At 59.9% G+C, this 23,897-nt stretch carries 23 protein-coding genes and 1 pseudogene; 17 read left to right on the top strand and 7 right to left on the bottom strand.

Translation table 11 applies throughout. The features are described 5' to 3' along the window. The first annotated feature begins 18 nt into the window (after nucleotides 1-18). Both P0D73_RS19960 and P0D73_RS19955 read left to right on the top strand, forming a co-directional pair. On the top strand, nucleotides 19-795 hold the full coding sequence (locus P0D73_RS19960) for an NAD(P)H-dependent oxidoreductase (RefSeq protein WP_408432670.1): 777 nt from the start codon (nucleotides 19-21) through the stop codon (nucleotides 793-795). A 187-nt stretch (nucleotides 796-982) separates the two neighbouring features. Further along, nucleotides 983-1,837: an alpha/beta hydrolase gene (locus P0D73_RS19955; protein WP_408177066.1), complete on the top strand. Its 855-nt coding sequence runs from the start codon at nucleotides 983-985 to the stop codon at nucleotides 1,835-1,837. Nucleotides 1,838-1,885: 48 nt separating this feature from the next. Here the strand turns inward: P0D73_RS19955 and P0D73_RS19950 are convergent, their stop codons facing one another. Then, on the bottom strand, nucleotides 1,886-3,178 hold the full coding sequence (locus P0D73_RS19950; protein WP_408432668.1) for an aspartate carbamoyltransferase: 1,293 nt from the start codon (nucleotides 3,176-3,178) through the stop codon (nucleotides 1,886-1,888). 385 nt (nucleotides 3,179-3,563) lie between these two features. Between P0D73_RS19950 and dapA the strand changes: the two genes are divergently transcribed. Together dapA and P0D73_RS19940 are read left to right on the top strand one after the other, a co-directional pair. After that, the gene (dapA, locus tag P0D73_RS19945; protein WP_408177069.1) at nucleotides 3,564-4,487 is read left to right on the top strand and encodes a 4-hydroxy-tetrahydrodipicolinate synthase; all 924 of its coding nucleotides are present in this window, start codon (nucleotides 3,564-3,566) and stop codon (nucleotides 4,485-4,487) included. A 101-nt stretch (nucleotides 4,488-4,588) separates the two neighbouring features. After that, the gene (locus P0D73_RS19940) at nucleotides 4,589-4,858 is read left to right on the top strand and encodes a hypothetical protein (RefSeq protein ID WP_408177070.1); all 270 of its coding nucleotides are present in this window, start codon (nucleotides 4,589-4,591) and stop codon (nucleotides 4,856-4,858) included. A gap of 10 nt (nucleotides 4,859-4,868) precedes the next feature. On the opposite strand, the gene P0D73_RS19935 is transcribed toward P0D73_RS19940, so the two are convergent. The 3 genes from P0D73_RS19935 to P0D73_RS19925 all read right to left on the bottom strand — a co-directional run bounded on the left by P0D73_RS19935 (nucleotide 4,869) and on the right by P0D73_RS19925 (nucleotide 7,533). Beyond that, nucleotides 4,869-6,467: a SagB/ThcOx family dehydrogenase gene (locus P0D73_RS19935; RefSeq protein ID WP_408177072.1), complete on the bottom strand. Its 1,599-nt coding sequence runs from the start codon at nucleotides 6,465-6,467 to the stop codon at nucleotides 4,869-4,871. 199 nt (nucleotides 6,468-6,666) lie between these two features. Next, complete coding sequence (locus tag P0D73_RS19930; RefSeq protein WP_408177073.1) at nucleotides 6,667-6,921, bottom strand: hypothetical protein; 255 nt, start codon at nucleotides 6,919-6,921, stop codon at nucleotides 6,667-6,669. A gap of 294 nt (nucleotides 6,922-7,215) precedes the next feature. Continuing rightward, the gene (locus tag P0D73_RS19925; RefSeq protein ID WP_132382427.1) at nucleotides 7,216-7,533 is read right to left on the bottom strand and encodes a hypothetical protein; all 318 of its coding nucleotides are present in this window, start codon (nucleotides 7,531-7,533) and stop codon (nucleotides 7,216-7,218) included. Between the two features lie 594 nt (nucleotides 7,534-8,127). On the opposite strand from P0D73_RS19925, the gene P0D73_RS19920 reads away from it, so the two are divergent. From P0D73_RS19920 to phaP, 4 genes are all read left to right on the top strand, one after another. After that, nucleotides 8,128-8,259: a hypothetical protein gene (locus P0D73_RS19920; protein WP_408432665.1), complete on the top strand. Its 132-nt coding sequence runs from the start codon at nucleotides 8,128-8,130 to the stop codon at nucleotides 8,257-8,259. A gap of 187 nt (nucleotides 8,260-8,446) precedes the next feature. Continuing rightward, complete coding sequence (locus P0D73_RS19915; protein WP_132382429.1) at nucleotides 8,447-8,665, top strand: hypothetical protein; 219 nt, start codon at nucleotides 8,447-8,449, stop codon at nucleotides 8,663-8,665. A gap of 435 nt (nucleotides 8,666-9,100) precedes the next feature. Further along, entirely contained in the window at nucleotides 9,101-9,298 is a 198-nt protein-coding gene (locus P0D73_RS19910; protein ID WP_408177074.1) for a hypothetical protein, read from the top strand. Between the two features lie 162 nt (nucleotides 9,299-9,460). Continuing rightward, nucleotides 9,461-10,027 (top strand): TIGR01841 family phasin, encoded by a 567-nt coding sequence (phaP, locus tag P0D73_RS19905; RefSeq protein ID WP_408177076.1) that lies wholly within the window; start codon nucleotides 9,461-9,463, stop codon nucleotides 10,025-10,027. Between the two features lie 221 nt (nucleotides 10,028-10,248). Here phaP and P0D73_RS19900 read toward each other — a convergent pair whose 3' ends face one another. Then, nucleotides 10,249-10,452, bottom strand: a complete 204-nt coding sequence (locus P0D73_RS19900) for a hypothetical protein (RefSeq protein WP_408177077.1) — start codon at nucleotides 10,450-10,452, stop codon at nucleotides 10,249-10,251. Between the two features lie 1,295 nt (nucleotides 10,453-11,747). Here P0D73_RS19900 and P0D73_RS19895 point away from each other — a divergent pair. Continuing rightward, the gene (locus P0D73_RS19895; RefSeq protein ID WP_408177079.1) at nucleotides 11,748-12,839 is read left to right on the top strand and encodes a TIGR03118 family protein; all 1,092 of its coding nucleotides are present in this window, start codon (nucleotides 11,748-11,750) and stop codon (nucleotides 12,837-12,839) included. A 164-nt stretch (nucleotides 12,840-13,003) separates the two neighbouring features. Here the strand turns inward: P0D73_RS19895 and P0D73_RS19890 are convergent, their stop codons facing one another. Further along, nucleotides 13,004-15,079, bottom strand: a complete 2,076-nt coding sequence (locus P0D73_RS19890) for a putative bifunctional diguanylate cyclase/phosphodiesterase (RefSeq protein WP_408314795.1) — start codon at nucleotides 15,077-15,079, stop codon at nucleotides 13,004-13,006. A 75-nt stretch (nucleotides 15,080-15,154) separates the two neighbouring features. Then, nucleotides 15,155-15,589 carry a rhodanese-like domain-containing protein gene (locus P0D73_RS19885; protein ID WP_408432663.1) on the bottom strand — a complete coding sequence of 145 codons (435 nt, stop codon included), beginning with the start codon at nucleotides 15,587-15,589 and terminating at the stop codon, nucleotides 15,155-15,157. 132 nt (nucleotides 15,590-15,721) lie between these two features. On the opposite strand from P0D73_RS19885, the gene ftrA reads away from it, so the two are divergent. The 8 genes and pseudogenes from ftrA to P0D73_RS19845 all read left to right on the top strand — a co-directional run bounded on the left by ftrA (nucleotide 15,722) and on the right by P0D73_RS19845 (nucleotide 23,167). Continuing rightward, complete coding sequence (gene ftrA, locus P0D73_RS19880; RefSeq protein ID WP_408432661.1) at nucleotides 15,722-16,687, top strand: transcriptional regulator FtrA; 966 nt, start codon at nucleotides 15,722-15,724, stop codon at nucleotides 16,685-16,687. An 87-nt stretch (nucleotides 16,688-16,774) separates the two neighbouring features. After that, entirely contained in the window at nucleotides 16,775-17,095 is a 321-nt protein-coding gene (locus tag P0D73_RS19875) for a hypothetical protein (protein WP_408432659.1), read from the top strand. A gap of 45 nt (nucleotides 17,096-17,140) precedes the next feature. Further along, nucleotides 17,141-17,407, top strand: a pseudogene (locus tag P0D73_RS19870) (DUF2252 family protein); the annotation flags it as partial. 529 nt (nucleotides 17,408-17,936) lie between these two features. Continuing rightward, nucleotides 17,937-19,040, top strand: coding sequence for a tyrosine-type recombinase/integrase (locus P0D73_RS19865; protein WP_408432657.1), 1,104 nt, complete (start codon nucleotides 17,937-17,939; stop codon nucleotides 19,038-19,040). Nucleotides 19,041-19,372: 332 nt separating this feature from the next. Beyond that, on the top strand, nucleotides 19,373-20,707 hold the full coding sequence (locus tag P0D73_RS19860; RefSeq protein ID WP_408432655.1) for a hypothetical protein: 1,335 nt from the start codon (nucleotides 19,373-19,375) through the stop codon (nucleotides 20,705-20,707). Between the two features lie 422 nt (nucleotides 20,708-21,129). Further along, nucleotides 21,130-22,467 (top strand): hypothetical protein, encoded by a 1,338-nt coding sequence (locus tag P0D73_RS19855; protein WP_408432653.1) that lies wholly within the window; start codon nucleotides 21,130-21,132, stop codon nucleotides 22,465-22,467. Beyond that, nucleotides 22,464-22,847, top strand: a complete 384-nt coding sequence (locus P0D73_RS19850; protein ID WP_408432651.1) for a hypothetical protein — start codon at nucleotides 22,464-22,466, stop codon at nucleotides 22,845-22,847. Before P0D73_RS19855 ends, P0D73_RS19850 begins: the two co-directional genes overlap by 4 nt. A 68-nt stretch (nucleotides 22,848-22,915) precedes the next feature. Next, the gene (locus P0D73_RS19845) at nucleotides 22,916-23,167 is read left to right on the top strand and encodes a CppA family protein (protein WP_408432649.1); all 252 of its coding nucleotides are present in this window, start codon (nucleotides 22,916-22,918) and stop codon (nucleotides 23,165-23,167) included. Nucleotides 23,168-23,897 lie beyond the last annotated feature (730 nt).

The following is a 23,897-nucleotide window of genomic DNA, read 5'->3' as shown; positions in this document are numbered from 1 at the left end:
AACCATGAAGGCCATGTGATGAACGTTCTTCTTGTTTATGCGCACCCGGAACCCAAGTCGTTGAATGGGGCGCTCAGGGACTTTGCGGTCAAACGTCTTGAAGATGCCGGACACACCGTTCAGGTATCCGACCTGTACGCAATGCAGTGGAAAGCATCGCTCGATGCGCACGACAGCCTCGCGAAACAACCCGGCGAGCGCTTTGATCCGGCGCTCGACTCGAAGCATGCGTTCGAGAACGGGCTGCAGAGCAAAGACATCGAACTCGAACAGGAAAAGCTGATGTGGGCGGATGCAGTGATCCTGCAGTTTCCGCTCTGGTGGTTCACCATGCCGGCCATCCTGAAAGGCTGGGTGGAGCGTGTGTATGCGTACGGCTTTGCATACGGCGTCGGCGAGCATTCCGATGCGCGCTGGGGCGAGCGCTACGGCGAGGGCAAACTCGCCGGCAAGCGCGCGATGCTGATGGTCACGACGGGTGGTTGGGAATCGCACTACAGTCCGCGCGGCATCAACGGTCCGATGGACGACGTGCTGTTCCCGATTCAGCACGGCATTCTGTATTACCCCGGCTTCGACGTGTTGCCGCCGTTCGTGATCTACCAGACGAGCCGCATCGACGAAACGAACTATCCGGAGGTGCGTGACGCACTCGGGCAACGGCTCGACGATCTTTGGACCACAGCGCCGATTCCGTTCCGGCCGCAGAACAGCGGCGCATACACGATTCCGGAACTGACGCTGCGGGCCGATATCGAGCCCGAAAAGGTCGGGTTCGGTGCGCACGTCGAATAGGATCCTGACGGGGCGCGCATAGTAGGTTCTTCATACAAGGAGGCGCGCCTCTTGTCGCGACCCCAAGCTGACGGGATCGTATGTTTAGCTGAAATTTGGTTGTAAGTCGCCGTTGCTAGAGTCGTCGACAGAATTGTGCCGCCGTATGCCGGACAGTGGACACCTGGAAAGGGAAGAGCGACAAACCATGAATAAAGCTCGTGCGTTCTGGCTCATTCTGACGCTGCTTTTTATGACGCCCGCCTGGGCGTTTCAGTCGCGCGTCGTCACCATTCCGAGCGCGGCCATGCATAAGTCGCTCGAAGCGACCGTCGTGCTGCCCGATCAATATGCGCGCGGCAAAGCGGACGACCGCTTTCCGGTCGTCTATCTGCTGCACGGCTCGGGCGGCGACTACACCGACTGGACCTCGAATTCGCAGATCGGCAAGCTGGCCGACCGCTATCACGTGATACTCGTGATGCCCGATGGCGGCCACGAAAGCTGGTACATCGACAGTCCGGTCGATCCGCACAGCCGCTACGAAACCTATGTGGGCACTGAGGTGGTGGGTTACGTCGACGCGCATTTCCGCACGATCGCGACGCGTCAGGCGCGCGCCATTACCGGCTTGAGCATGGGCGGCTTCGGCGCCTTGCATATCGCGCTGGACCGGCCGGACGAGTTCGGCGCCGCGGGCAGCATCAGCGGTGCTGTGGATCCGCGTGGCTGCGAGGACGAGCCGGGCATCGACCAGGTATTCGGCGATCCGATGCGGCATGCCGACTTCTGGAACAACGAGGCGATCGTCGAGAATGCGCGCAGTTTCGGCAACGCGCATATCGCGCTCACGATCGACTGCGGGGTGAACGACTCGCTGGTGCAATCGAACCGCACGCTGCACGAGCGGCTGGTCGAACTCGGCGTGCCGCACGACTACGCGGAGCGGCCCGGCGGCCACACCTGGAAGTACTGGGCCAACGCGGTGCAGTATCAGGTGCTGTTTTTCGCCGGGACGTTCAAGCGCAACGGGGCCACTACTGCGGCAAGCGCCGCAGCTTGAGGCTGTGCCCGCGCGCAGCGGGGCGGTTTCAAGCCGCCCACTTTTCCATCAATCGATGCCGTGAAACACCGCATCGTCCGGACCGAGATAGGCGGGCGGGCGCCACGCCGCATCGCGCATGGAGTGCTGGACCAGTTTCTCGACGCCCAACAGCACCGCGAAAATCGCCATCCGCACCGGAATGCCGTTATCGGTTTGCCGGAAAATCGCCAGCCGTGAATCGTGATTCAGGTCCACGCTAAGATCGTTGGCGCCTGGCCGGCTGTCGCGCGGGAGTGGGTGCATGATCAGCGTATCGGCGCCGCACACGCCATCCACCAGCGCCTGATTGATCTGGAAGTCCGGCGTGTAGCCTTCGAACGATTCGTCGGTGAAGCGCTCTTTCTGGATGCGCGTGGCGTACACCACGTCGGCGCCGCGCAGCCCGGCGGTCAGATCGTGGGTCTGCTCGATCACGTGGTCGTTGCGCGAAATCTGTTCGATGATATAGCTCGGCATTTCGAGCATGGGCGGCGAGATCAGCGTGAACTTGATGCCACGATACAGCGCCAGCAACTTGACCAGCGAGTGCACGGTGCGCCCGTATTTGAGGTCGCCGACCAGCGCGATATGGGCGCCGTCGACGATCTTGCCGAGGCGCGAGAACTCGCGCTGAATGGTGTACAGATCGAGCAGCGCCTGGCTCGGGTGTTCGCCCGGGCCATCGCCGCCGTTGATCACCGGCACGTTGGTGGCGCGCGCGAATTCGGCCACCGAGCCTTGCTCCGGATGGCGGATCACCAGTGCGTCCACGTAGCCGCTCATCACGCGGCTGGTGTCGTAGATCGACTCGCCCTTGGCCATCGACGAAAACGTGAAGCCGGTGGTGTCGCACACCGATCCGCCCAGCCGGCAGAACGCCGCGCCGAAGCTCACGCGGGTGCGCGTGCTGGCTTCGAAGAACAGATTGCCGAGCACCGCGCCTTCCAGCACACGGGAGATTTTGCGGCGCCGGGCGATCGGCTGCATGATGTCGGCCACGCGAAACAGCGCCTCCACCGAGTCGCGCGAGAATTGATCCACCGAGAGCAACTGCGGCTTGCCCTCAAACAGCGTCTGGCTGGCGAGTGACTGTGAGTCTACGCTTTGCGTATACTTATCGCCCGGCTCGCCGTTCACCACGATTTCCGACACGAAGCGCTCGACGATCTCCGGCATGGCCCGCGATTCCTGCGAGTCGTCCGGCAGGAGCCATGTATCGAGCGCCCGGCGCGACACGCCGATGCGGCTCGCGAACGTGTCGCGCGTCATGTTCAGGCGACGCATCGCATCGCGTAGTAAGGCTTGTTGCGGGACGCTCATGGGGCACCTGTCGGAAGAGGGGATGGCGGGCTGATGTACGCGGTGCGTATATTAGTTTTCCTGCGGCAGAAGTCAAGCAATTTCGCGATGGACTTTGCCAAGCCGCGCCGGTCGCGGTTACACTGCGTGTCATGCATTCCGGCCCAACGCTCAGACTCCGCCCGTCGACTTCCGCACGTCTCGCTCACGCGAGCGTCGCCGTCGCACGCTCGTGGGGTTCGAACGCCGGCGCCAAAGCCAAAAAACAGCCGCTCATCTGACCGGAGCTCGCTGTTCCGTCAGATGTGCGACGGAACAGCCGGTCAACGCCCGCCTGGGCACTTTCCTGTCTTTCCTCCCTCGCACTGCCTGACGGAATCGATACGGTCGTCATCGAGGTAAAGACATGTCTATTTTTTCGGGTATCTGGGTTCCGCTCATCACGCCATTCGCCGACGGCGCCGTCGATCACGCCGCCTTGCGCGCGCTGGTGCGCCGCTATACCGGCGCGGGCATCGCCGGGCTGGTCGCGCTCGGCACGACCGGCGAACCCGCCGCGCTCGACGCCGCCGAACAGGACGCCGTGCTGGCGACGATTCTCGACGAAGCGCAGGCCGCCGCCCATCTCGCGCAGGATGGGCGAGCGTTGCCGGTGCTGGCCGGCGTGTCGGGCAATCACACGGCGAGCATGCGCGAGCGCATCGAGCAATTGAACGCGCTGCCGGTTGCCGGCGTGCTGATGGCCGCGCCGTATTACATCCGGCCTTCGCAGGCGGGGATCCTCGGCCATTTCATGGCACTTGCCGATGCCAGCGAGAAGCCGGTCGTCCTGTACGACATTCCGTATCGAACCGGCGTGCGGCTCGAACTCGACACGCTGCTCACGCTCGCGGCGCATCCGCGGATTCAGGCGGTGAAGGATTGCGCCGGTTCGCTCGACACCACGCTCGCGCTGATTCGCGACGGCCGCTTGCAGGTGCTCACCGGCGAGGACATCAATATCTTCAATACCTTGTGTCTCGGCGGCAGCGGGGCGATCGCGGCGTCCGCGCATGTGCGGCCCGAGCGCTTCGTCGAGATGTATCGCGCGCTCGCGGCGGGGCGGCTCGCCGAAGGCCGGCGCATTTTCCATTCGCTCGCGCCACTGATCCAGGCGCTGTTCGCCGAACCGAATCCCGCCCCCGTCAAGGCCTTGCTGGCCGCGCAAGGCCTGATACGCGACGAACTGCGCATGCCGATGACGCGCGCCAGCGGTGCGCTGATCGAGCGGCTCGAAGCGCTGGCTGAACGGGAACGGAGCGAGTCGCGGGAGACCGAAGTATCGGTTTGAGCGAGGCGATTCATTCAATATTCCGGTCGTTTTCCAGGTCGACGCACCGGGATTTCTGGCCGGCATCGAGGACGATGGGTCGAGCGGCGCCCGCCCACATCATGAAGGCCCACATCAACATGGGCGGTGGCCGCGACGGCGACGAGGTGGCGGCCCGGACCAGCGCGGACGTCAACTTCATGGACCGGCAGATCGGGGTCGGCGTCCTCGACGGCAGCAAACGTGAGGACGACCCTGCGCGCCGCGTGGCCAGGGAAATTCGCCGGGCCCGACGATCTCGCCGCGCATCGATAAGGAAAACGAAGACTATGTGTGACGTTCAATCGCCGGGCGCTCGTGGGGAATACCGCCTCGCCACGATCGCGACGTGAGGCTCTCGCTTCAAGGTTGAACCTCATACGGTGGACATGTGGACAGGCGCTGATCGTCTACCGCACCGCCGACGGTGAAGTGATACAGGCTTTGCCAGGTGTGATCCGCTACGCCGAGCAGTGCGTGCATTTCATCGTCGAAGAAGCAGCCAATCCCTGTCGCGCGCACGCCGGCGGCTTCGGCTTCGAGATAGAGCGCCTGGCCAAGAATGCCGCATTCCCAGAACAGATGGCGATAACGCCACGGCTGCTTCAACGCGGTTCCGAATTCCGCGATCATCCCCAACGCAAAGCAGGAATCGGCGCCGATATCCTGGTGACAGCAGATCAACTTTGCCGTCGCGCGCAAATCGTAAGGCAACAGAAGATAGAGCGGCAGATGATCAGGGCCGGTCTTTTGCCACAGCCACTCTGGACGTAGGGACCGCTTGAGATCCGGCAGCGCGCCCGGATTTCTCACGAACATATACAGACCCGGCTCCAGCTCGCCCACGCGATGCACCATTAGCGCTGCATGCACTGCTGCGGGAGACATCAGCGCATTCCACGGCGGCGTGTCATGACGTGGCAACAGGCACGCCAGCATGCTGAAAAACGCCGCCTCGGCGATGCGCGTCGTACCGTCGAAATTCACCGCGCTGCGGCGCTGCCGTGCGATCCTGGCAAAGCTGAGATCAAGGGCGGGCGACGTGGGTGACGGGTGCTCTTCCGGAGTCGGCAAGGTCGGTTCGCGAGTACAGGGCTTATGCGTGGCGCGATGGATCGAATCGATATCCGGCCACTTCACATGTCCCGGACTCAGCTGATTCGCGCGTCCGTGCCACTGTGCGCTATCCAGGACGATCAGCATGCGCTCAAGATCAGGCCGCAATTCAGGGTTGCCGATCCAGAGCAAGGCATCCGGCGCTTCTGCCTCTGCCTGCCCGAAATCTTCTCCGCGGTTCAATCCAAGCAGGTTGGCCACTGCGTCGTCCGCAGCCGCCTCCATCAGCCGCGTCTGCCAGCCAAGCGCTGCCGCTGCGTAACTCATCGCGGCGATGACATGGCCGCAATCGTGCTGGCAGTAGCGCCAGGCGCGCATGCCGTATTTCCACGCCTCGCGCCAGAAAATCGAGCTTATGCCGACCAGGACGCCACCTGGCGGGAACGCCTCGGTCCATCGTTCGTCATCCACGGCAGCGCGACATTCAAGGGAATGGTCCCGGCTCTGGTAATGGTAGATCCCCGCGGACAAGCCGGGCAGCGTCGGACACAGAAGATAGCCCTCGGTCGGATGCAGATTTCCGCTCGAAGGGTTGCAGCGCAGTGCCCACCGCTGGGTGCCGTACGATTTCCACGCCGACAGGCCGAGCGAAACTTCGAACAGAATTGCCAGACTGGAAAGATCGAATCTGCGCGCGGGCGGCAAAGCTCCGCAGCGTAGTTCGTTGTAGCGTGTGGTGAGGCTATCCGCGGCCAACGGCAGACCAATACGCGGTGCGCCGTGAAACACCCGGAACGGATCCGGTTGGGTTGCCCAGTCGAGTTTCCCGGGGCCAGGGGCATAGCCGCTGACGCGGTGCTTGCTGCGGTCGTGATATTCAAGCATCGCATGCTGTAACCGGTCCATGTTCCCCTCAGACCAGGAATATCCGCACATGCGACTGTACAAAGCCGGCTGGCTCGACGTTCGGGCGCGGTCGTCATCAAGTCGTGGAATGGAACGCGCTTCGGCAATTGCTATTGCGTTCGACGCCTCCTGTGCGATGCCCCGGCTATCGGGTTGTCTTCACGAAAGCAGGGGATGTTTTCGGCGCATATTTCACCCTTCAGGTGTCTTTGAAGGTTTTCGGGACCGCCGACTTCAAAAACTCGTGGCCATCCCAGCTTAGCCGCCAGTCGCTACCCGTCGAGCGGACGAGATTTGCGTCGGCAAGCAGGCTCAACTGATACCACACACCCCGGTTTGAAACATCGAACGCATCCTTGAGCGCGCTTTCAATGTCAAATTCGCTGAGGTGCGGGGATTTGTTTTCCTCGAGAGTCTTCAGTATTGCGAATGCCAGATTCATATCGCGCTTCACGATCCCCTCCTGTCGCAGATAGGACATACCTCGAAACGGCGCCGCGGGTATAAGGTCCGCAATCATGCCGGGTGTGGCTTGTTGCACGGCTCTTTGCGCTTTCGCACAGTTCCACGAAAAGGGTGGCACGACGCGAGCCTCGCAGATCCACGACCGAGGTTCATTAGATGGAAAGCCAGCGAACGTCCCATCTAACTGGGAGGTTGTGGCCGACCAGCCATGGTCCCGTGCGGTCGTCGGGCATCGTGAGCCTGATTGCTTTGTTGTGCTGGTCGCGAGTGCGCTCTCTGGGATTCAACGCTTCGGTCCCCTCATACCCTCGTTTTCCATCGCGGCATGTCGCTCTTCGCTGGCTTCAATGGGTTCCATGGTCTCGTCGATCGAAGCTGTCGCGCGTTCTGTGGCCGCCTTCGTTTCGTCGACGGCGGAACCGAGTCCTCCGTCGTCGTCGCTCGGGGGCTCCAGCATGTCTCGAAGCATGGCCGCCAATTCCGGCGTGTTCCACGGTGCGCCATGCTGCTCTTTCTTCTTTATGTAGTGCCTGACTTCTGCGTCCTGCTCCGGCGTCAGGGGAAGACCTCGAAATGTGCTTTGAGGGGTAGCGTCGGTCATGGTATTGCTCCGGAATTTATCCCATTTTGAGTGTAGCCCTGTTGTGGCCAGCGAGCCTCAACTATCGGTCTGCGTATGGACTGATCCGTCCATTCGCATCGGCCCGTCCAGCGAGCAGACATTGCTGTTGGCACAGATACGAGCTCGGCGATTTGCGCAATTGCTGCTGATAGGGCACCTTGGAAACAAGCCCCAGGCGGGACAACGTCACGCGATGACATGGTTCAGCGCAGGGGTCTTGCGCAGATGGGACATATCTCAAGCGTGGCTTAGCGTCTTTTTGCGGCACCTGCAGGCGGTTTCGACCGCTCATGGCGATGCGCGCACCAATGCAAATTGCGACGGGTCATGAAGCGTGGCGGGAGCTATGACAAAACTGTCCGGACATCTTTTCATCGAGCGCGTGCACGAAAGCTGTACGCTGGTGGTTCCCGACTGCGACCGGATCGGACCCAGATAAGCACACGACATTCGGTTTTCACAACCCCCAGGCGCAACTGCGACAGACTCGGGCACTGCGTCACGTTCTGGGATTATGGCGACGTCGTGAAGGGGAGCACGAATATCGGTGTCGAACAGACGGAAGGGCGGAAGATGCAACTGATCGAACCTGATGAACGCCAGGCTTTCCTGGCGACCAGAAGTGAATTCGAACTGCTGGAAACGGATATGACTGACCCCAAGGGTGACGAGAACGTCATCTGTTCGGCGATGCCGACGCGGTAACATAATTTGCTCGATGAGCAGCATGATCGTCGGTACGGGTTGGCCACGCGGTGGGACTCAGGGATTCGCCCGACGCAGCGGTCCAGTTTCATACTGACGTGAAACGCCGTCCAGGCCGCAGCGATAAAATCGGCGATGCGGCAGCGATCGATTTCGCCAGATCAAGGGGGTATTGGTTATGGAGTGGATGGACGCGCGACCCGTAGTGCCGGGCTACTACTGGGTGCGATTTACGGACGACCGGACGCCGAAGCAGACCATCGCGGAAGTCGCGGAAGTGCCCGGGAACGGTTCACAGCAGTTAGTCGTGATCCTTCTGGGCGACGATGAAATATTGGAACTGGACGATTCGTTCTTCGACCGCGCACTGTTTGCCGGACCGATGGAACCTCCGCCGATGGAGTGACCGCCATAGCCGGACCGGCTGCCACTCCATTGGCAGAACTTCAAACCGTCGCAGTTCGTGCCGTATGGCGAAGGCATCTCTAGAAGCCGCCCGAAATGACTGCGCGATGCGTGCGTAGTACGACATCCAGTCTTCTCGGGCTAGGGCGCGGTGATGACCTATTCAGCTTGACCGACGCGCCCCGCGTCTGAGCCCCCCTCTTCCGAAGGAGCCATTGACGGCCCGGAACTGATTTGCGCGCTGACGCACAATCATCTGACAAAAAGTAAAAAAACTTACTAAGATGAGAATTCGGGGGTGGCGGCGTACGCGTAGCCACCAGGCAGACTCGCACCTGAAACTGTTTGATTTGCCGAATGCGGCTCACGCGGTTTGCGTGACAGTGGTCGTTCATCCCGTCCGGCGCCGTTGATCCTGCTCACCTGGGAGACGCATATGCTGAGCCCCCATGAATTTGCGACTTTGATGCTCGTCAAGGACACCTCCGATCCAGCCGGACTGGATCGCGCGGAGTTGGACGCCCTGGTGGAGCACCAACTCGTCGCGCTGGAAAAACTTGCTTCCGGAGGAGAGCGTTTTTCCATCACCTGCGATGGGGATTCCATTCTTCAGGCCGTCGCCCGGATCAGTTGAACGACTGCCGCACGTGTCGTACCGGGTGGACAGAGCCGGTGGCGTGCGTTTGAGCCTGTGCGGAAAAAGCGGTGCGCCGCCCACACTTTTGTCGATCTATTCACGCGATCCTGCCTGCCCGTCCGTGGAACCTGTGTCGGATCGCCATTCAGGAGCTTCATGATGAATCTGTTGACACCTGAACAAGTCGCTGCGGCCCAGCGAGCCAACCTCGGCGTTCTCTTCAGCCTGACCAGTCAGTTTGTCGAGGGTACCGGGAAGCTGGCAGCGCTGCATCTGACAGCGATCAGGTCGAGCCTGGCGGAAACCCGGGAGATCGCGGTAAAAGCGCTTTCCGCCAACGGGCCGCAGGAGTGGTTCGCGCTGCAGGCCGCCATCGCCACGCCGATGGCGGAAAAAGCGCAATCGTACAGTAGTCACGTGCTCGAGATCGTCTCGGCTACGCAGGCCGAATGTCTGCGCATTGCGCAGACATCGCATGAGGCGTACAACGGCCGCGTGCAGGCGCTCGTCGAGGACGCCGCCAGGAATGCACCGGCGGGCTCCGAAGCCGCCATCGCCGCGTGGAAGTCGGCGATTGCTACCACCAGCACGCTGATCGAAACGTTGCAGAAAACAGGCCAGCAAGCGGTACAACTCGCCGAAAGCAACTTTGAGGCTGCGACGGCCGCGGCCTCGAAGGCTGCCCGACGCACCATCGAGCAGGCGTCGGCTGGCGCGAAGCGGTAACGCCCGACGCGGGCGGCACGCCCGCGTCCGTGAGCAACGTCATGCAAAGGACGTCCGATCGACATCGGCTCCGCTGAATGATTCCCGGACGGACGTCGTCGCTCTCCTTATGAGTGCGGCGCGACACGCCTCCCCGACGTCGACGAATCGACAACACGATACGAGCCGCGCAAGCGGCCGGATTGAAGCCATGCCCGACGGTACGGGCCATTTTCGACGGCCTATTTCATCGCGTCGATGCGGCGCTCCGCGTCGACGCGAGCCTGTTCGATTGCCTGCTCTGGCGTTCCCGCAGGCGTCTCCGGGTTTTTCCAGTAGATGGGCGGTTTGGTCAGCGTGTATGCCCAGTCCCACCTGCCGTCCTTCTGTTGGGTCACGTAAACGCTGTAGTTGACCTCGTGGTACGAGTAATTGTGGCTGGCCATGAAGGTTTCTCTCGGAGTCTTTGAGAAATCCTAGCATGAAGGAACTATGTGTAAGCCGGCTCCCCGGCGCAGGTGAATCAGTGCTGCCCCGCGTTCAGGAACACCCAGAATTGTCGCGCCGGCGGCACCGGGGAGTGCGCGCAAATACGCCGCAGCAGTAACCGCAGGTGCAGTCCTCTTCGATGCGCGCATCGGGCGGCGACGCGTCGACGCGGAACTCTCTATCGTCGAACTTCGTGGCCGTCTCCGAAAGGGCGCGCTACTCGTCGTCGCGCTGGACCAGTTGCGGGCGTCCTGCCGGGTCTCGACCTATGTCCGCGAGCTTGTTCCGGTAGTCGCAGCCAAGACAAATGAAAAAAAATCCTTCCTCATCGATTTGGGGCTCGACCTCATCGACGGCGAACCGCGCATTGCAGTTTCGGCAAGTCCACATAGCTGTCTCCATCGCCGTGTTCGACGCTTCGCCGGATATCGAGGTTCGCAGAGGCGAGGCGGTAATTCATAACTTATGCTCTTTAAGCAACTTGCTGGCAAGAGCGAGCGCTGCATCTCGTGCCCGATCCTCACGCGCGAATTCCTGTTCAGTTTCGTGCGGATCGTCCGACTCAGGTTCAGCTCCCACTCGCCGCGGATGCACGATTCCCCGATAGTAGCCTGTCACAGTCTGCATCACGCGAACTCCCGTCACATGCGTGTGAGTTTCGTATATCTAACATTCCACAACAATGGGCGCGTATGCAAGCCGAAAGCGATTCGCGCGAGGGCACATCGAAGCGGATCTTCTGCACCGGGTAGTCGCAATACATGACCGAGCAACCGCCGATATTTGCCCAGTCCCGTTACCACTTCATCAACGTGACTGTGCCGGTCCGAGTAGCGTTTCATTCGTCGCGTTTCCCTTCGCAATGCTCAACAGTCAGCCGATGGTTTTCTATTCGCCGTCGCAGATCGTGCAGGATGCCACGCGCCATGGCGTGAAGGTGATTTGTAATTGCCGTTGAAAGTCAATTGCCATCTGAGCGCCGCGAGTGAATATCAACGTCCGTACGCACCGCCGCCTCGCAATGCGAACCTCAGGTAGCTCAAATACGGATCGCACGGAATAAACACGCGTGCTTGATCGTTCAATGCGCAATGACGACGAACCGCCGACGCGAAGGTCGAGGGGCAAGGATGCCATCCACGCCGCTCGCGGGTTGGTGCGCTCGTTCAGAACAGAAACGGGTCGACGCGCGTCGCCAATGGTTATGCCGCGCGGGGACTATAGGCAAATCATCCAAAGATCAGGAGGTGACATGCATAAGCTTGCAACTGTTTTCTCGCTTGCTGGAGCGGCCACGCTCGCACTTGCTGCGTGCGGCGGCAATTCAGACAACAATATGCCCACGCCGACCGCCGGTACATTCAAGTCGACCATTCTCGTGTCCGACGGCAGCGTCGCCGCGCCGCACGTCGACCCCAATCTGCAAAACGCCTGGGGCATTGCGTTCGGTCCGACCACCCCGGTCTGGGTATCGGATAACAATACACAGAAGTCGTCGCTGTATGACGGTAATGGCGTGGTGCAGTCGCTCGTCGTCACGCTACCGCCGGCCGCAAGCGGTCAACCCGCTAGTCCGACCGGTATCGTTTTCAACGGCACCACGGACTTCGCCGTCACGGCGAATGGCGCAACCGGCAACGCGGCATTCATTTTTGCCACCCTCGCCGGCACGATCGCGGCCTGGTCGCCCAAGGTGCTGCCGACGCAGGCTGTCACCGTTCACGATGACGGCGCGGGCGCAGCCGAATACACAGGCCTTGCGATTGCCAGCAACGCCGGCGCAAGCATGCTGTACGCCGCCGATTTCCATAACGGCAAAGTCGATATGTTCGACAAGACTTTCACGAAGGTCACGGTTGCCGGCGCCTTCAGCGACCCGAACGTACCTGCGGGTTTTAATCCGTTCGGCATCCAGGCCGTCGGCACTACGATTTATGTGGCGTATGCGAAGCTCGGGCCCGATGGTCACAGAGATCAAAGCGGTGCGGGCAACGGCGTGGTGGATGCGTTCGATACCGCCGGCCACCTGCTCAAGCGCATCGCCTCAAACGGGCCGCTCAATTCGCCGTGGGGGATCGCCATGGCGCCCGCCAATTTCGGCGCGTTCAGCAACGATCTGCTGATCGGCAACTTCGGCGACGGCACCATCAATGCGTTCGATCCTGCGACTGGCGACTCGAAAGGGCCGCTCACACAGGCCGATGGTTCGAAGGTGACGCAGCCAGGGCTCTGGGGCCTGGCGTTCGGCAACAACGCCGACAACCAGCCTTCCAACACGCTGTTTTTCGCGGCAGGTCCGACGGCGACGACGGGTGTCTATGGGCGCATCGATTCGTCGATGTAGCCGGCTGAAGGTCCAGGCGCTCGATGCGGGATCGTCAAGCATGGCGCCTGAGCAGGCGAGCGGTCCCATTCAAGCGCTCATAGTGGAAACGGGATCCAGCGCCGGCCGCGGTGCGACCGGCCGCATGGCCGTGCCGCGCCGCGCGCTTCAGACGATCGTCAGGCTCACGCGGCCACCATTCTTTCCCGCAGCAGGTTGCCGAAGTCGTCGGCGCTGAGCGGCTTGCCGAGCAGGAACCCCTGCATCTCATCGCACATCATCGTCTTGAGCATGTCGAGTTGCGATTCGGTTTCGACGCCCTCGGCCACCACGTCCATTTCCAGCGAGTGCGCGAGCGCGATGATCGCCGACACGATCGCGCTGCCTTCCGGGCCGTGCGCGTCGAGGCCGTTGGTGAAGAAGCGGTCGATCTTCAGTTGCTTGACGCGAAAACGCTGCAGATAGGCGAGGCTCGAATAGCCGGTGCCGAAGTCGTCGATCGCGATCTCGAAGCCGCTCGCCTGGAATTCGCGGATCATTTCGATGGTTTTGGGCGCGTCCTGCATGGCCACGGTTTCGGTGATCTCGAACATGATCTGCTCGCAGGCCACGCCTTCGGCCTCGACGATCTCGAGCATGCTCGCCACCAGGTTCGGCTGCAGCAACTGGCGCGGCGACAGGTTGATCGCCACTTTCATCGACGGCAGGCCTTGCGAGACCCATTGGCGAATCTGCCGGCAGGTTTCGCGCACGACCCAATAGCCGATCTGCACGATCTGCCCCGAGCGCTCGGCGATCGGAATGAACTCGAGCGGCGTCAACGTGCCGAGTTGCGGATGATGCAGACGGATCAGCGCTTCGGCGCCGGCCAGCGAGTTGCCGCTGCCATGAAACTTCGGCTGGAAGTGCAGCGAAAAATGACCGGCGGCGAGCGCGTCGTGCAACGCGTTCTGAATCTGCAGCGTGCGCGTGGCGGCTTCGTTCATGCTGCGTTCGAAGAAGCGATAGGTGCTGCGGCCCGCGCGCTTAGCCTCGTACATGGCGGCGTCGGCGTGCTTCAACAGCGTTTCGACGGTGTCGCCGTCGTGCGGATAGAGGGCGATGCCGATGCTCGGCATCACCTGCAGCGGTTGCGAGTCGGTCCACACGCCGAGGCGCATGCGCTCGAGCACGCCTTCAGCTAGCGCGCCGGCGTCTTCGCGCGAGCCGAGGTTTTCGGACAACACCACGAATTCGTCGCCGCCCAGCCGCGCCACGGTGTCGCTCGAGCGCACGCACAGCAGCAGGCGCTGCGCGAACGCGGTCAGGACCTGGTCGCCGGCCGAGTGGCCGAGCGAATCGTTGATGGTCTTGAAGCCGTCAAGGTCCATGAAGAGGATGGCGAACAGCGTGCGTTGCCGGCGCGCGCTGAGGATCGCGCGTTCGATGCGGTCGGTCAGCGTGCTGCGGTTCGGCAATCCGGTCAGCGTGTCGAGCGTGGCGAGCCGCACGATCTGGCCGTTCAGCTTCGACACCGCGCCGACCAGAAAGGCCGTGCGCGCATCGAAACGCGACAGCATCAGCGTGACGATCAGAATGGCAAAGGTAAGCAGGATCACCGAGGTCGCGAGCCACGTGGCGTTCACGCCTTTGGCCGCGCCGCAGACGGCGCCGAGCGGAAACTCCGCGGCGGCCATGGCGGCGTAATGCATGCCGGTGATCGCAACGCCCATCACCAGCGCCGCGGCCAGACGCTTGCGCACCACGTGGCGCGCGTCGTCGTTGCTGAGCGCGCGGGCCATCCACAGCGCGGCGGTCGACGCGCCGATCGCGATCGCGAGCGATGCCGCAAACCACGCCGGCCGATAGTGGATGCCCGGCGCCATCTGCATCGCTGCCATGCCGGTGTAGTGCATGCCGGCAATGCCGAAGCCCATCACCACGCCGCCCGCCAGCAGGCGGCCGGCGGTGAGCCGCACACGCGTCGTGACGTACAGGGCCAGATAGGAGGCGCCGATCGCGAGGCCGAGCGACGCGGCGGTCGTCGCGAAGTCGTAGCCGAGCGGAATCGGCAGCGAAAAGGCGAGCATCGCGATGAAGTGCATCGACCAGATGCCGACGCCGAGCGCCGCGGCGCCGCCCAGCCGCCAGACGTGCCGCAGCCGCGCCGATGCCAGCAGGAAAATGCGGCCGGTCAGATCGAGCGCCGTGTACGACGCGAGCGTCGCCACGACGAATGAGATGGTGACCAGCCAAAGGTTGTATGAGCTCTGCATGTTCAGTCCAACCGCCAGGAGGGAAGCGGCTGAACATGTTATCGACAGTTCGGGGCTTTTATTTAATTGATTTTCAATATGTTAGCCATTGGCGTCGGCCGTCTCGCCGGCGCGCGCCGTTTGTGCGAGGGCGAAGCCTTCGTCGAGCCAGCCGGTGATGCCGCCGCTCATCAGCTTGACGGGCCGCCCCAACTCGGCGAGACGCAGTGCGCCGCGCGCGGCGCCGTTGCAATGCGGACCCGCGCAGTACGTGACGAAGAGCGTCTCCCGCGGATAGCCGGCGAGCTTCGACGCCACGATCTTGCCGTGCGGCAGATTGAGCGCGCCCGGCACGTGACCCTGCACGAACAGCGCAGGGCCGCGCACGTCGAGCAGCACGAAGCCGGGCGCGCCGCTCGCGAGCGCTTCGTGGACGTCGGCGCAATCGGTTTCGAACCGCAGCGAGGCCAGGAAATGGGCTTGCGCGGCGGGGCTGTCGGCGGCGGGAATGGCGGTAACGGCGTTCAAGGTCGGCATGGTGAAGTGAGGTTCCGGTGGGAGCGGTGGGTGGGTAGTTGTCTGGCGATCGCGATTCGGACGCCTTCATTGTGGCGTTGCGCGCCACGCGGGATAAGTGGCGGAATCGTCAATCTCCGGTAACATCACGCCATGCACAATCATCTCGTCGTCGCGCTCGCCTACGACCGGCTCTGCACCTTCGAATTCGGCTGCGTGACCGAACTGTTCGCGCTCGAGCGTCCTGAGCTCGGCGTGGACTGGTATCGCTTCGCGGTCTGCGCAAGCGAGCCGGGCCCGATCCGGGCGGCGGGCGGCATCACGCTTGCCGCGCCTTATACGCTCAAGTTGCTGGAGCGCGCCGACACCATCGTCATTCCCGGCTGGCGCGATGCCGACGAAGTGCCGCCCGAACCGCTCCTGAAGAAAATCCGCGCCGCCTACGCGCGAGGCGCGCGCCTCTGTTCGATCTGCTCGGGCGTGTTCGTGCTCGCGGCGGCGGGCGTGCTCGACGGCAAGACCGTCACGACGCACTGGCGCTATGCCGAAAAATTGCAGCAGCGCTATCCGCAATTGCGCGTGCAGCCGGACGCGCTCTATGTCGACGAAGGGCAGATCATCACCTCGGCAGGTTCGGCGGCCGGGCTCGACATGCTGCTGCATGTGGTGCGGCGCGATCACGGCAGCGCGGTGGCAAACCGGGTCGCGCAGCGGCTCGTGGTGCCACCGCATCGCGAGGGCGGCCAGGCGCAGTTCGTGCCGCGTCCCATGCCGCAGGACGACAGCGGTCGTCTGTCCAAACTGATGGACTGGGTGCGCAGTCATCCCGCTTTGCCGCACACGTTGCGCTCGCTCGCCGAGCGGGCGGCGATGAGCCCGCGCACACTGCAGCGGCAGTTTCACGATGCCACCGGCATGGCGCCTTATGAGTGGCTCGTGCGCGAGCGCGTGGCCATCGCGCGCGAGCTGCTCGAAGCGCAGGCGCCGCTGTCGATGGCGCGCGTCGCGGAACTGGCGGGATTCGGTTCCGAAGAATCATTGCGGCGGCATTTCCGGCGCATCGCATTGACGAGTCCGGGTGCGTATCGCAAGAAGTTCGGCGCGCGGGAAACGGCATAGACGCGCGCCCGTGTGGTGAGCAACACCCGCACCGAGAAAAACGCTAACCATGCAAACTAGTCTCGATCACCCGCCGCTCGGTTCATCGTGTCCTTCGCGTTGCTGTGGCTGCCGGCGCGGATCGGCGCGGCGCTTCTGCGGCGCTTCAGAAAAATCGAGGACGACGCGATGTGGTCTACTGTGAAGCAGTCGGCCGCCGCGCAGCCCACGCCGGTGGTCGCGCTCGCCGTCGCGGGAATGAACGATGTGCTCGACACGCAGGGCTATACGCAAGCCACGTGGTGGAACCGCATTCCTTATGCGGCGTGGGCGCTCATGATCGCCGACATCGACAGTGCGCGCGGTGGCGTGATTCGCGTGAAGCCGCTCGATCTGCATGCGCTTGCGGAGTCCATGCGCCCGCATTGAACGATGGTCGAGGCTCGCGCTGAGCCTCACATGCAAAGGAAACTCATGCTCGATATCGCCAGGACGATCGCCAGTTTCAACGCCGGTCGAGATCCCGAACGGCTCGCGATGAAATACAAGGCCATGCGCACTTCACCGTTCGTGTTTTTGCGCGGCACATGTCACCTGTTTTACGAACGCCTGCCGCGCGACAAGGTGTTCGACGGCGCGCCGCCGGTGTGGATCTGCGGCGACATGCATCTGGAAAATTTCGGCAGCTACAAGGCCGACAATCGCCTCGTCTACTTCGACAACAACGACTTAAGCTGGGCCAGGTGTGTCAATTTAACGGTTTAATTAACTATATTTTTAAAAAATTTCAGCTTGCCTGCTGGCAAGCTGAGCGCGTAAGTGTTTTTTAACAACACTTTTGCAGCAGTTGCAGAAAACTAACGGTGTGCAAGCCCTGAACTGATGTTGCACTTGATTCTTATGATTGAATTGCTGTTGGCGCCCATGAGCGAAGATGATATCTTCGCAGAAGGGCCGAGACCTGAAGGCCTTCCGCTCGAGAGGAGAAGCCTTGGACGAGGCAAAGGTGCGCGATAGTATCGTTCCAGTCGCGAAGTACAAGATAGATAACCCGTTGCGCTTTTCCTAATCGAGCTAGCTGAAGCGGACACCAAACATACGAGAACCGTATGAATGTGTTCGCTGATGCTCGTCGTTTTCTCCCTTTCCCGGTCAGTCTTCAGAGGTCTCTGGGCCTAGATTTGCCCAAGGGACGGTGTTTCGACAGCCTCGAAAGGCATGCCGAGTACCAGCAGCGAGCATCTGTGTCGCCGCCCGTCGGAGCGGCGCGATGAAGCTCCTCTTCCACAGCGATGGGGTGCCCGGCTTTGTGCCAACTGGTTACGCACTACCGCAACTGATTGACTCCAACGGTCGGTTGTTGCTTCCAGTGTTCTTCTATGTCCTCCATCAAATCGCAACCAACGCATGGACCTCTGACGCTTCCGCAAGGACAATCTGCCAGCGCCTGCTGGATATCTTTGCCTACTTCGAAGATAACCATATCCCCTTTGAGAGCATCACCGTCGAGAAGCTAACTGAGTATCGTGAATTTAAGCTGAAACACGGAATCGAAGGGAAGATATGTACCCAGTTGACTGTCAATCAGGCTATAGACGCGTTCAAGTCGCTCTGGAAATGGTGCGTCAGAAATGGTCGCGTTGTCGACACATCGCCAGTATCGATTTCGAACTATCGTGTAAAAACTCGTGGGCTTCCGGCGTTCGGCAATGTCTCGTTACCTCTTGGCGAAGACATCGCAAAGCACCTGAATGTTCTTAGGGGTCCAGAGGAAAGAATCGCGACCGGATTATTTTTTGGTGCTGGGCTCAGAAGGGCTGAGGTCGTCGGTCTTCCTGCTGACATCATCCTTCCAATTGAAAAGTTGGAGATGCGATGCGGTGCGGTACGGCTATTTCTCGATGGCCACCATGCTCCGACCAAAGGTTCGAGGGAACGCTTCGTCGAGATTCCTGAGCGCCTCTATGGAGAGATGACTCACTATCTGATGAGTAATCGTCGCGCCAGTCGTGTGGAGCGTGCGAACGTACAACCAAAAAGCCTCCTCGTTTCCAAGTACGGTTGCGAATACAAGCCCGGTTGGGCCAATGATTTTTTCACTCGGGCAAACCAGCTGACGGGTTTTTCGTTGTACCCGCACCTGCTGCGGCACTGGTACTCCACGCGATTCCTCGAGTACGAAACTCCAGACCGCTTCGGTTGTAACGAAGACGCAGCCTTGAACGCGCTTCAAGGCCTTCTCGGTCATGGGCATCCGGATACGACCCGCGTGTATACGCACTTGGCAGTAGTCGAATCTTCGGAAAAGGTAAAAAAGATATCCAGATATCAGGAAAATCTGAACCGCATCATTGACGAGGGAGTATCAGAGTGAGAAAGAGTCGCGCTCGGAAAAACTCCATCTCGGAAAACGTGCAATCTGGTCTCGACGAGCCAGATTGGCCAAGGTGGAAAAACATCGAATCGAATGGGCAGAGCAACACCCTCGATTTCAGTAAAGGGATTCCGTCGGAGCTATACCCATTGGCAAAGGACTTCAGTCGTACATTGTACCGACTCCGACTTGAAATTCGGCCGTATTACATCGTCATGCTTCACAACGTCGCTATGGCGTATCTTAGATTCATCGCTGCGACTCATCAGGCTGAACGGCCGGCGTCAATCGCCGATATATCTGTGACACATCTTGACAGACTAAGAGAGCATTTGAATCAGCCAAAAAGAAATAGAGTAATCCTAATAAATGCAGCTGGTAGAACTGTTTCTAGATTCCCTGCTGATTTGAAAAGGATAGTGAGCGACGCCTGGAGATTAGGGGTTGCTACTGGTGCAGTCAGACCGAATCTAGGGGGACCAAAGCCCGGTGAGCAAAAGTCAAAAGGAGCGAAGGAAAAGAGGTTGTACTCCCGTCGGGAGTTCCGCGAGATAGTTCGTTTTCTGATAAGGAGAAGGCAGGTGCCTCGTGGCACCACACCAGACGAGGAACGAGCCTATCTCGCAGCCTGTTCACTAGTTCTTGGGGCGTTCATTCCAATCAACCTTTCAGGCGCGTTTATGCTTGAGAGCTATTCGTTGAGAAAAGGAGAGACAGACCAGGCTCTCGATGTAATTGTGGTCAGGAAAAATAGGCCACGCGAGTCGGCTAACAGATTGCCAGAGCCGAAGGAAAATCTTGAAGATGGGCTATTCAACGAGCACCAAGTAAAAAGCGCGCAGAGGCACGTCCGCAAGATATTCGAAGAAAATACCATATTTAACGAATCGATAAGTTCGCAGGAGAGAGCAGGTCTCTTCTGTTGCTTCTATCCTAAAAGTCGAAAATTGCACCGCGGCGCCTACGACCGTCTCAATCAACATTCTTATAGCCACGGGGTGAGAATTCTCCATTCCGAATTCTCAGTAACTGGAGACGACGGGCGGCCGCTTCGGATTTCCATGAAGAGGCTACGCGACAGCTTCGAGAACGGGCTGGGCAAAGACGTCCCTATGGGCGATAAGGCAAAAATACTGAATCACAAGGATAAGAATCTTACTGGAACAGTATATGAAGCTGTTACAGATGAAGACCATCTACGCTTCCATCATGGCCTTAAAGCGATACCGATTGCTGTGCGGAATGACCTTGAGGGAGCGAGTGTTTGGGCGAGAGAGAGTGGCTTGTCGAGGGAGGTGATAGAGAGGCTGATTAGCGGAATCTTGGCTACGCGAGCGGCATCATGCACCGACCCTGTGAACGGGGAACTCGCTCCAAAGAACGGTCATGATTGCCCCAACACATTGGCCTGCTTTCACTGCCACAACCTCGCGGTTGTTGTTGACGACCTCTATCGATTGGCAAGCCTAGAGAGACGCATCAATCTCGACTTGGAGTCGGGGCGTTTGCAAGGCGAGTCTCGAAATAAATTCCTTTTCATTTTGAACGTTATCAAGGATGAGATATTTTCGAAGTTTGAGAAACGCCATATCGAAAGCGCAAGGCGAAGAGCGGCAAAAGAGCTTCATGTGCTTTGGCGCAGACCGTTGGAGGATGCATCTCTATGAAGAATTCGGGAACAAAAATTCAAGTACTCCGTGATGACGCTGGGGAGCTTCCATTTCCGTTCACTATCGGAGCTCCTCGATGGGTAACAACACAGGAGATTCGGGACAAGCATCAACTTCGGGACGGGACCTCATTCGACTTCGGCATCTGCTTCGCGGACGGGAGCCGTTTTACGGACCTGCGGTATCGGCAAATGCTACTGGTAACTCAGAAATACTTGCGAGAGTTGTGGCGGGGAAGTGGTAAGTCATCAACCTACCAGAAGTGGAATCGTTTGAGTCAATTCGTCAGATTCCTCGTGGATGTTAGGAAGGTCACTTGCTTTAGCGCAGCGTGGGGCATTGATGAATATGTCGCGTTTCGCAAGAAGGCAGGAAAGCTACCGCCGGGAGGGAGAAAACGTAAGGGCGAGGCTAGGCCAATGAAAGAAGCCACGTTGAACGACTATCTGAAATTAGTGAAGGGTCTTTGGCGGTTTAGTCACCGGATGCCATTTGGCCTTCGGATAGAGCCATGGGTAGGTCGTTCCACTGCTCAGGTTGCGCATTTGAAAACACACGGTGCTCGTAACCAGGTGCTCCCCTACACATTGGATGAGTTTGCAGGTTTCATCCGTATTGCGCTTACAGACATAGAGAAGGTAGATGAAGTCTGCACGTTGTTTCGTTCCCGCACTAGGTGGGACGTACGTCTGGCTGCGGCCGCTCGCCTGCGTACAGCCGCGTCCGTCATTATGTTTGCATTGGAGGGAATGCGGCCCGAAGAGATTTATCGACTTCCATACGATTGCTTGAGGAAGGGAACGCTAACCACCGAGGACGGGGTTGTTGACGTAGTCTGGCTTTGCGGTCGGATTTACAAAGACAAGCCGCCAGGTGGAGTTGCGCATCGGTGGCTTGCAGCAGATGAGGTAGTAAAGGCAGTTTTGGCCCTCAAGAAGCTTTGGCGAACCTTGGAAAATGCGCTACAAAAGCCTACAGAGGAGGGCGGCATCCCTGAGAAGACGGCGCCCGCTATCGAGAGTGCGCGCGGATTCTTGTTCCCAAAGCTACGTCTGGCGGCGGGGAATACGGGGCTTGCAACCAAGACTGGTCTAGCTGCTCTCAAACTCTATGCTTCTTCGTCGGAGTTCACCGAAGCCAATATCCGACCCTCTGCCGTCACTCACAAGCGGTTCAGGCCGACCTTGGCGCGCGCATTTGCGAGGCTCAAGCTTGGAGATGTCCGCTACTTCATGAGTCACTTTGGTCATGAGCAGTGGAAGACAACAGAAGGCTACTTCCTGACGTTTGCGGACGATGAATTGCAGGGGGACGTTGATAGACAAGTGAAGAGCGAGGGGCAGGCCATTATCGACACCATCCTGTCGTCGCCGGTACCTTTGCTTGGTGGCAGGGGGGAGCAACTCGAGGTGCACCGGAGGAGCTATCCGGTTATGACCTTTAAGGACCGGAAGGACCTCGTGCGCACTATGGAGCGGGGATACAAAATCAGACTTGGGCCACAGGCGCTATGTATGGTCGAAAAGAATGGCGAATTCTGCCCGCCCGATTGCCTCTACGAAGAGGAGCGCTGCCTGCATTGTCACAAGGGTGTGGTCGGGTACGGGCATGTTGAGGTGTGGCAGGACATGTATGCTCGCGGCACTGCATTTCTCGACGAAGTGCCGCCGGAGAGCCCCGCGGCCACGGTCACGCGCGCGAATCTGAGAGAAATCAAAACTACGATTCTGACGTTAGGTGGAGAGGTGGCAAGATGAGTAGAGACCGTTCGCGAACAGCAGTTGAATCTTACCTTCTTGAGCTTCTGCTAAAAGCCGGAAGTGGAACACTAGACGGTCGATTGTTGTCTGCAAAGTCCTTCGCTGAACAGGCGGGCTTGTCCCGGCAAGCCCTCTACAAGGGACACGCAGACGTGGTCGCTGCGCTGAAATTTATGTCGCGAATTGCGCGCTCAACTGCACCTGATTCTCCGCAGACAGAGCAGCTGGTGAGAGCGAAGGAGGAGGTGGAGGCGTTGCAGCGGCAGTTGGATGGCGCGACCAAACAGAATTCAGAACTTGGTGTGCAGATTTACGAGCTTCAGGAGCAGTTGAAGCGCCGAGGACTCACGCCGGTCCCTCGCACCCAGAGCTGGTGATTAACACCGCCGCGGTTCTTCATCTTCGCCACGGTGGTGCTTGATTGGTTTTGGAAAAGGAGAGAAACATGTGTGACGACAAGGGCCCAATCATAGTCAACTCTGCCCGTGACCGCCGCACTCTCGAGTATCTCGTGGAGAAGTGCGGGATTGAAGCGGTGGAGCAAGCCTGTGCCCAAGTGGCTGGTCAGCGCCGCCTATACGTATCCAACATCGCGAAGGTGCTCGGGGTGGAAATTCCGGACGAAGTCGTCATCACACCCCGAGCGGAAGCGCTTGTGCATCTGGAGAGATTGAAGAAGCTACTAAGGAAGTCGTGAGCGCGGTCAACTGCTCTCGATGCGAGATTGACTTTCAGCCATGCGAGAGCAGCAATAACAACAGGGAACCTGTCTTAGCGGGACCGCCTACTGAAGAGCGCGCTACCGCTTAACATCAAGGCGCCGTACGTCCTTGGCGTCACTTGATGTCGGGCAGATGGTGATGGCTGCGCAGCGGCCGGCTTTTCCCGATAAAACTGGCGCCCTACAGGGGGTATGAACTCTCCCGAACAAAACCCCGCCCATTCATACCTTGACGCCTTCGAGCTCGCGGACGAGCTCGGTATATCACTTCAAACTGTTATCAATCGAGCGAGGTATCGGCCTTGGCTGTTACCTCCGCGCGCGACCCTGTACGACCAGCAACTGCTGCGTTGGCGACAGGACGTCGTCGAAACGTGGTTAGTCACACGCTTCTGACCGCGAAAGGTGCAGCCTTGCTCTAGCAAAATCTCACGCTCGCTTCTCCGTACGGGTTCGACAGTCGTAGCGCGGGTGATTTTTGCCAAGTCTGCGTCGCCGTACAGGTAGCATGAATGTTCGCGACCCGCTGCCGCCGGCTAAGCTCGACGTCCCAGGACGTTGCTGACATGCTCGGCGTCTCCCCGCGCATATTTACTCTGCGCGCAAATCATCGCCCCTCGCTGCTACTACCACGGGCCGAACTTCGCGACCGCGAGCTTCTTCGTTGGCGACAGGACGTCGCCGCTAGGTGGATTTTGGCGAACCC

The organism is Paraburkholderia sp. RL18-101-BIB-B, from assembly GCF_046026985.1.
GTDB lineage: Bacteria > Pseudomonadota > Gammaproteobacteria > Burkholderiales > Burkholderiaceae > Paraburkholderia.
The sequence above is the reverse complement of the archived record's forward strand: the minus strand, read 5'-3'. Positions and strand labels throughout refer to the sequence as shown.

What these genes read in the sequence shown, in the direction of transcription:
- P0D73_RS19955 (WP_408177066.1), top strand. Translation starts at nt 983, where the DNA reads ATGAATAAAGCTCGTGCGTTCTGGCTCATTCTGACGCTGCTTTTTATG.
- P0D73_RS19885 (WP_408432663.1), bottom strand. Translation starts at nt 15,589, where the DNA reads ATGCCGACCTTGAACGCCGTTACCGCCATTCCCGCCGCCGACAGCCCC.
- P0D73_RS19910 (WP_408177074.1), top strand. Translation starts at nt 9,101, where the DNA reads ATGCTGAGCCCCCATGAATTTGCGACTTTGATGCTCGTCAAGGACACC.
- P0D73_RS19865 (WP_408432657.1), top strand. Translation starts at nt 17,937, where the DNA reads ATGAAGCTCCTCTTCCACAGCGATGGGGTGCCCGGCTTTGTGCCAACT.
- P0D73_RS19960 (WP_408432670.1), top strand. Translation starts at nt 19, where the DNA reads ATGAACGTTCTTCTTGTTTATGCGCACCCGGAACCCAAGTCGTTGAAT.
- P0D73_RS19845 (WP_408432649.1), top strand. Translation starts at nt 22,916, where the DNA reads ATGTGTGACGACAAGGGCCCAATCATAGTCAACTCTGCCCGTGACCGC.
- P0D73_RS19915 (WP_132382429.1), top strand. Translation starts at nt 8,447, where the DNA reads ATGGACGCGCGACCCGTAGTGCCGGGCTACTACTGGGTGCGATTTACG.
- P0D73_RS19940 (WP_408177070.1), top strand. Translation starts at nt 4,589, where the DNA reads ATGAAGGCCCACATCAACATGGGCGGTGGCCGCGACGGCGACGAGGTG.
- dapA (WP_408177069.1), top strand. Translation starts at nt 3,564, where the DNA reads ATGTCTATTTTTTCGGGTATCTGGGTTCCGCTCATCACGCCATTCGCC.
- P0D73_RS19920 (WP_408432665.1), top strand. Translation starts at nt 8,128, where the DNA reads ATGCAACTGATCGAACCTGATGAACGCCAGGCTTTCCTGGCGACCAGA.
- P0D73_RS19950 (WP_408432668.1), bottom strand. Translation starts at nt 3,178, where the DNA reads ATGAGCGTCCCGCAACAAGCCTTACTACGCGATGCGATGCGTCGCCTG.
- P0D73_RS19925 (WP_132382427.1), bottom strand. Translation starts at nt 7,533, where the DNA reads ATGACCGACGCTACCCCTCAAAGCACATTTCGAGGTCTTCCCCTGACG.
- P0D73_RS19935 (WP_408177072.1), bottom strand. Translation starts at nt 6,467, where the DNA reads ATGGACCGGTTACAGCATGCGATGCTTGAATATCACGACCGCAGCAAG.
- P0D73_RS19900 (WP_408177077.1), bottom strand. Translation starts at nt 10,452, where the DNA reads ATGGCCAGCCACAATTACTCGTACCACGAGGTCAACTACAGCGTTTAC.
- phaP (WP_408177076.1), top strand. Translation starts at nt 9,461, where the DNA reads ATGAATCTGTTGACACCTGAACAAGTCGCTGCGGCCCAGCGAGCCAAC.
- P0D73_RS19855 (WP_408432653.1), top strand. Translation starts at nt 21,130, where the DNA reads ATGAAAGAAGCCACGTTGAACGACTATCTGAAATTAGTGAAGGGTCTT.
- P0D73_RS19895 (WP_408177079.1), top strand. Translation starts at nt 11,748, where the DNA reads ATGCATAAGCTTGCAACTGTTTTCTCGCTTGCTGGAGCGGCCACGCTC.
- P0D73_RS19850 (WP_408432651.1), top strand. Translation starts at nt 22,464, where the DNA reads ATGAGTAGAGACCGTTCGCGAACAGCAGTTGAATCTTACCTTCTTGAG.
- ftrA (WP_408432661.1), top strand. Translation starts at nt 15,722, where the DNA reads ATGCACAATCATCTCGTCGTCGCGCTCGCCTACGACCGGCTCTGCACC.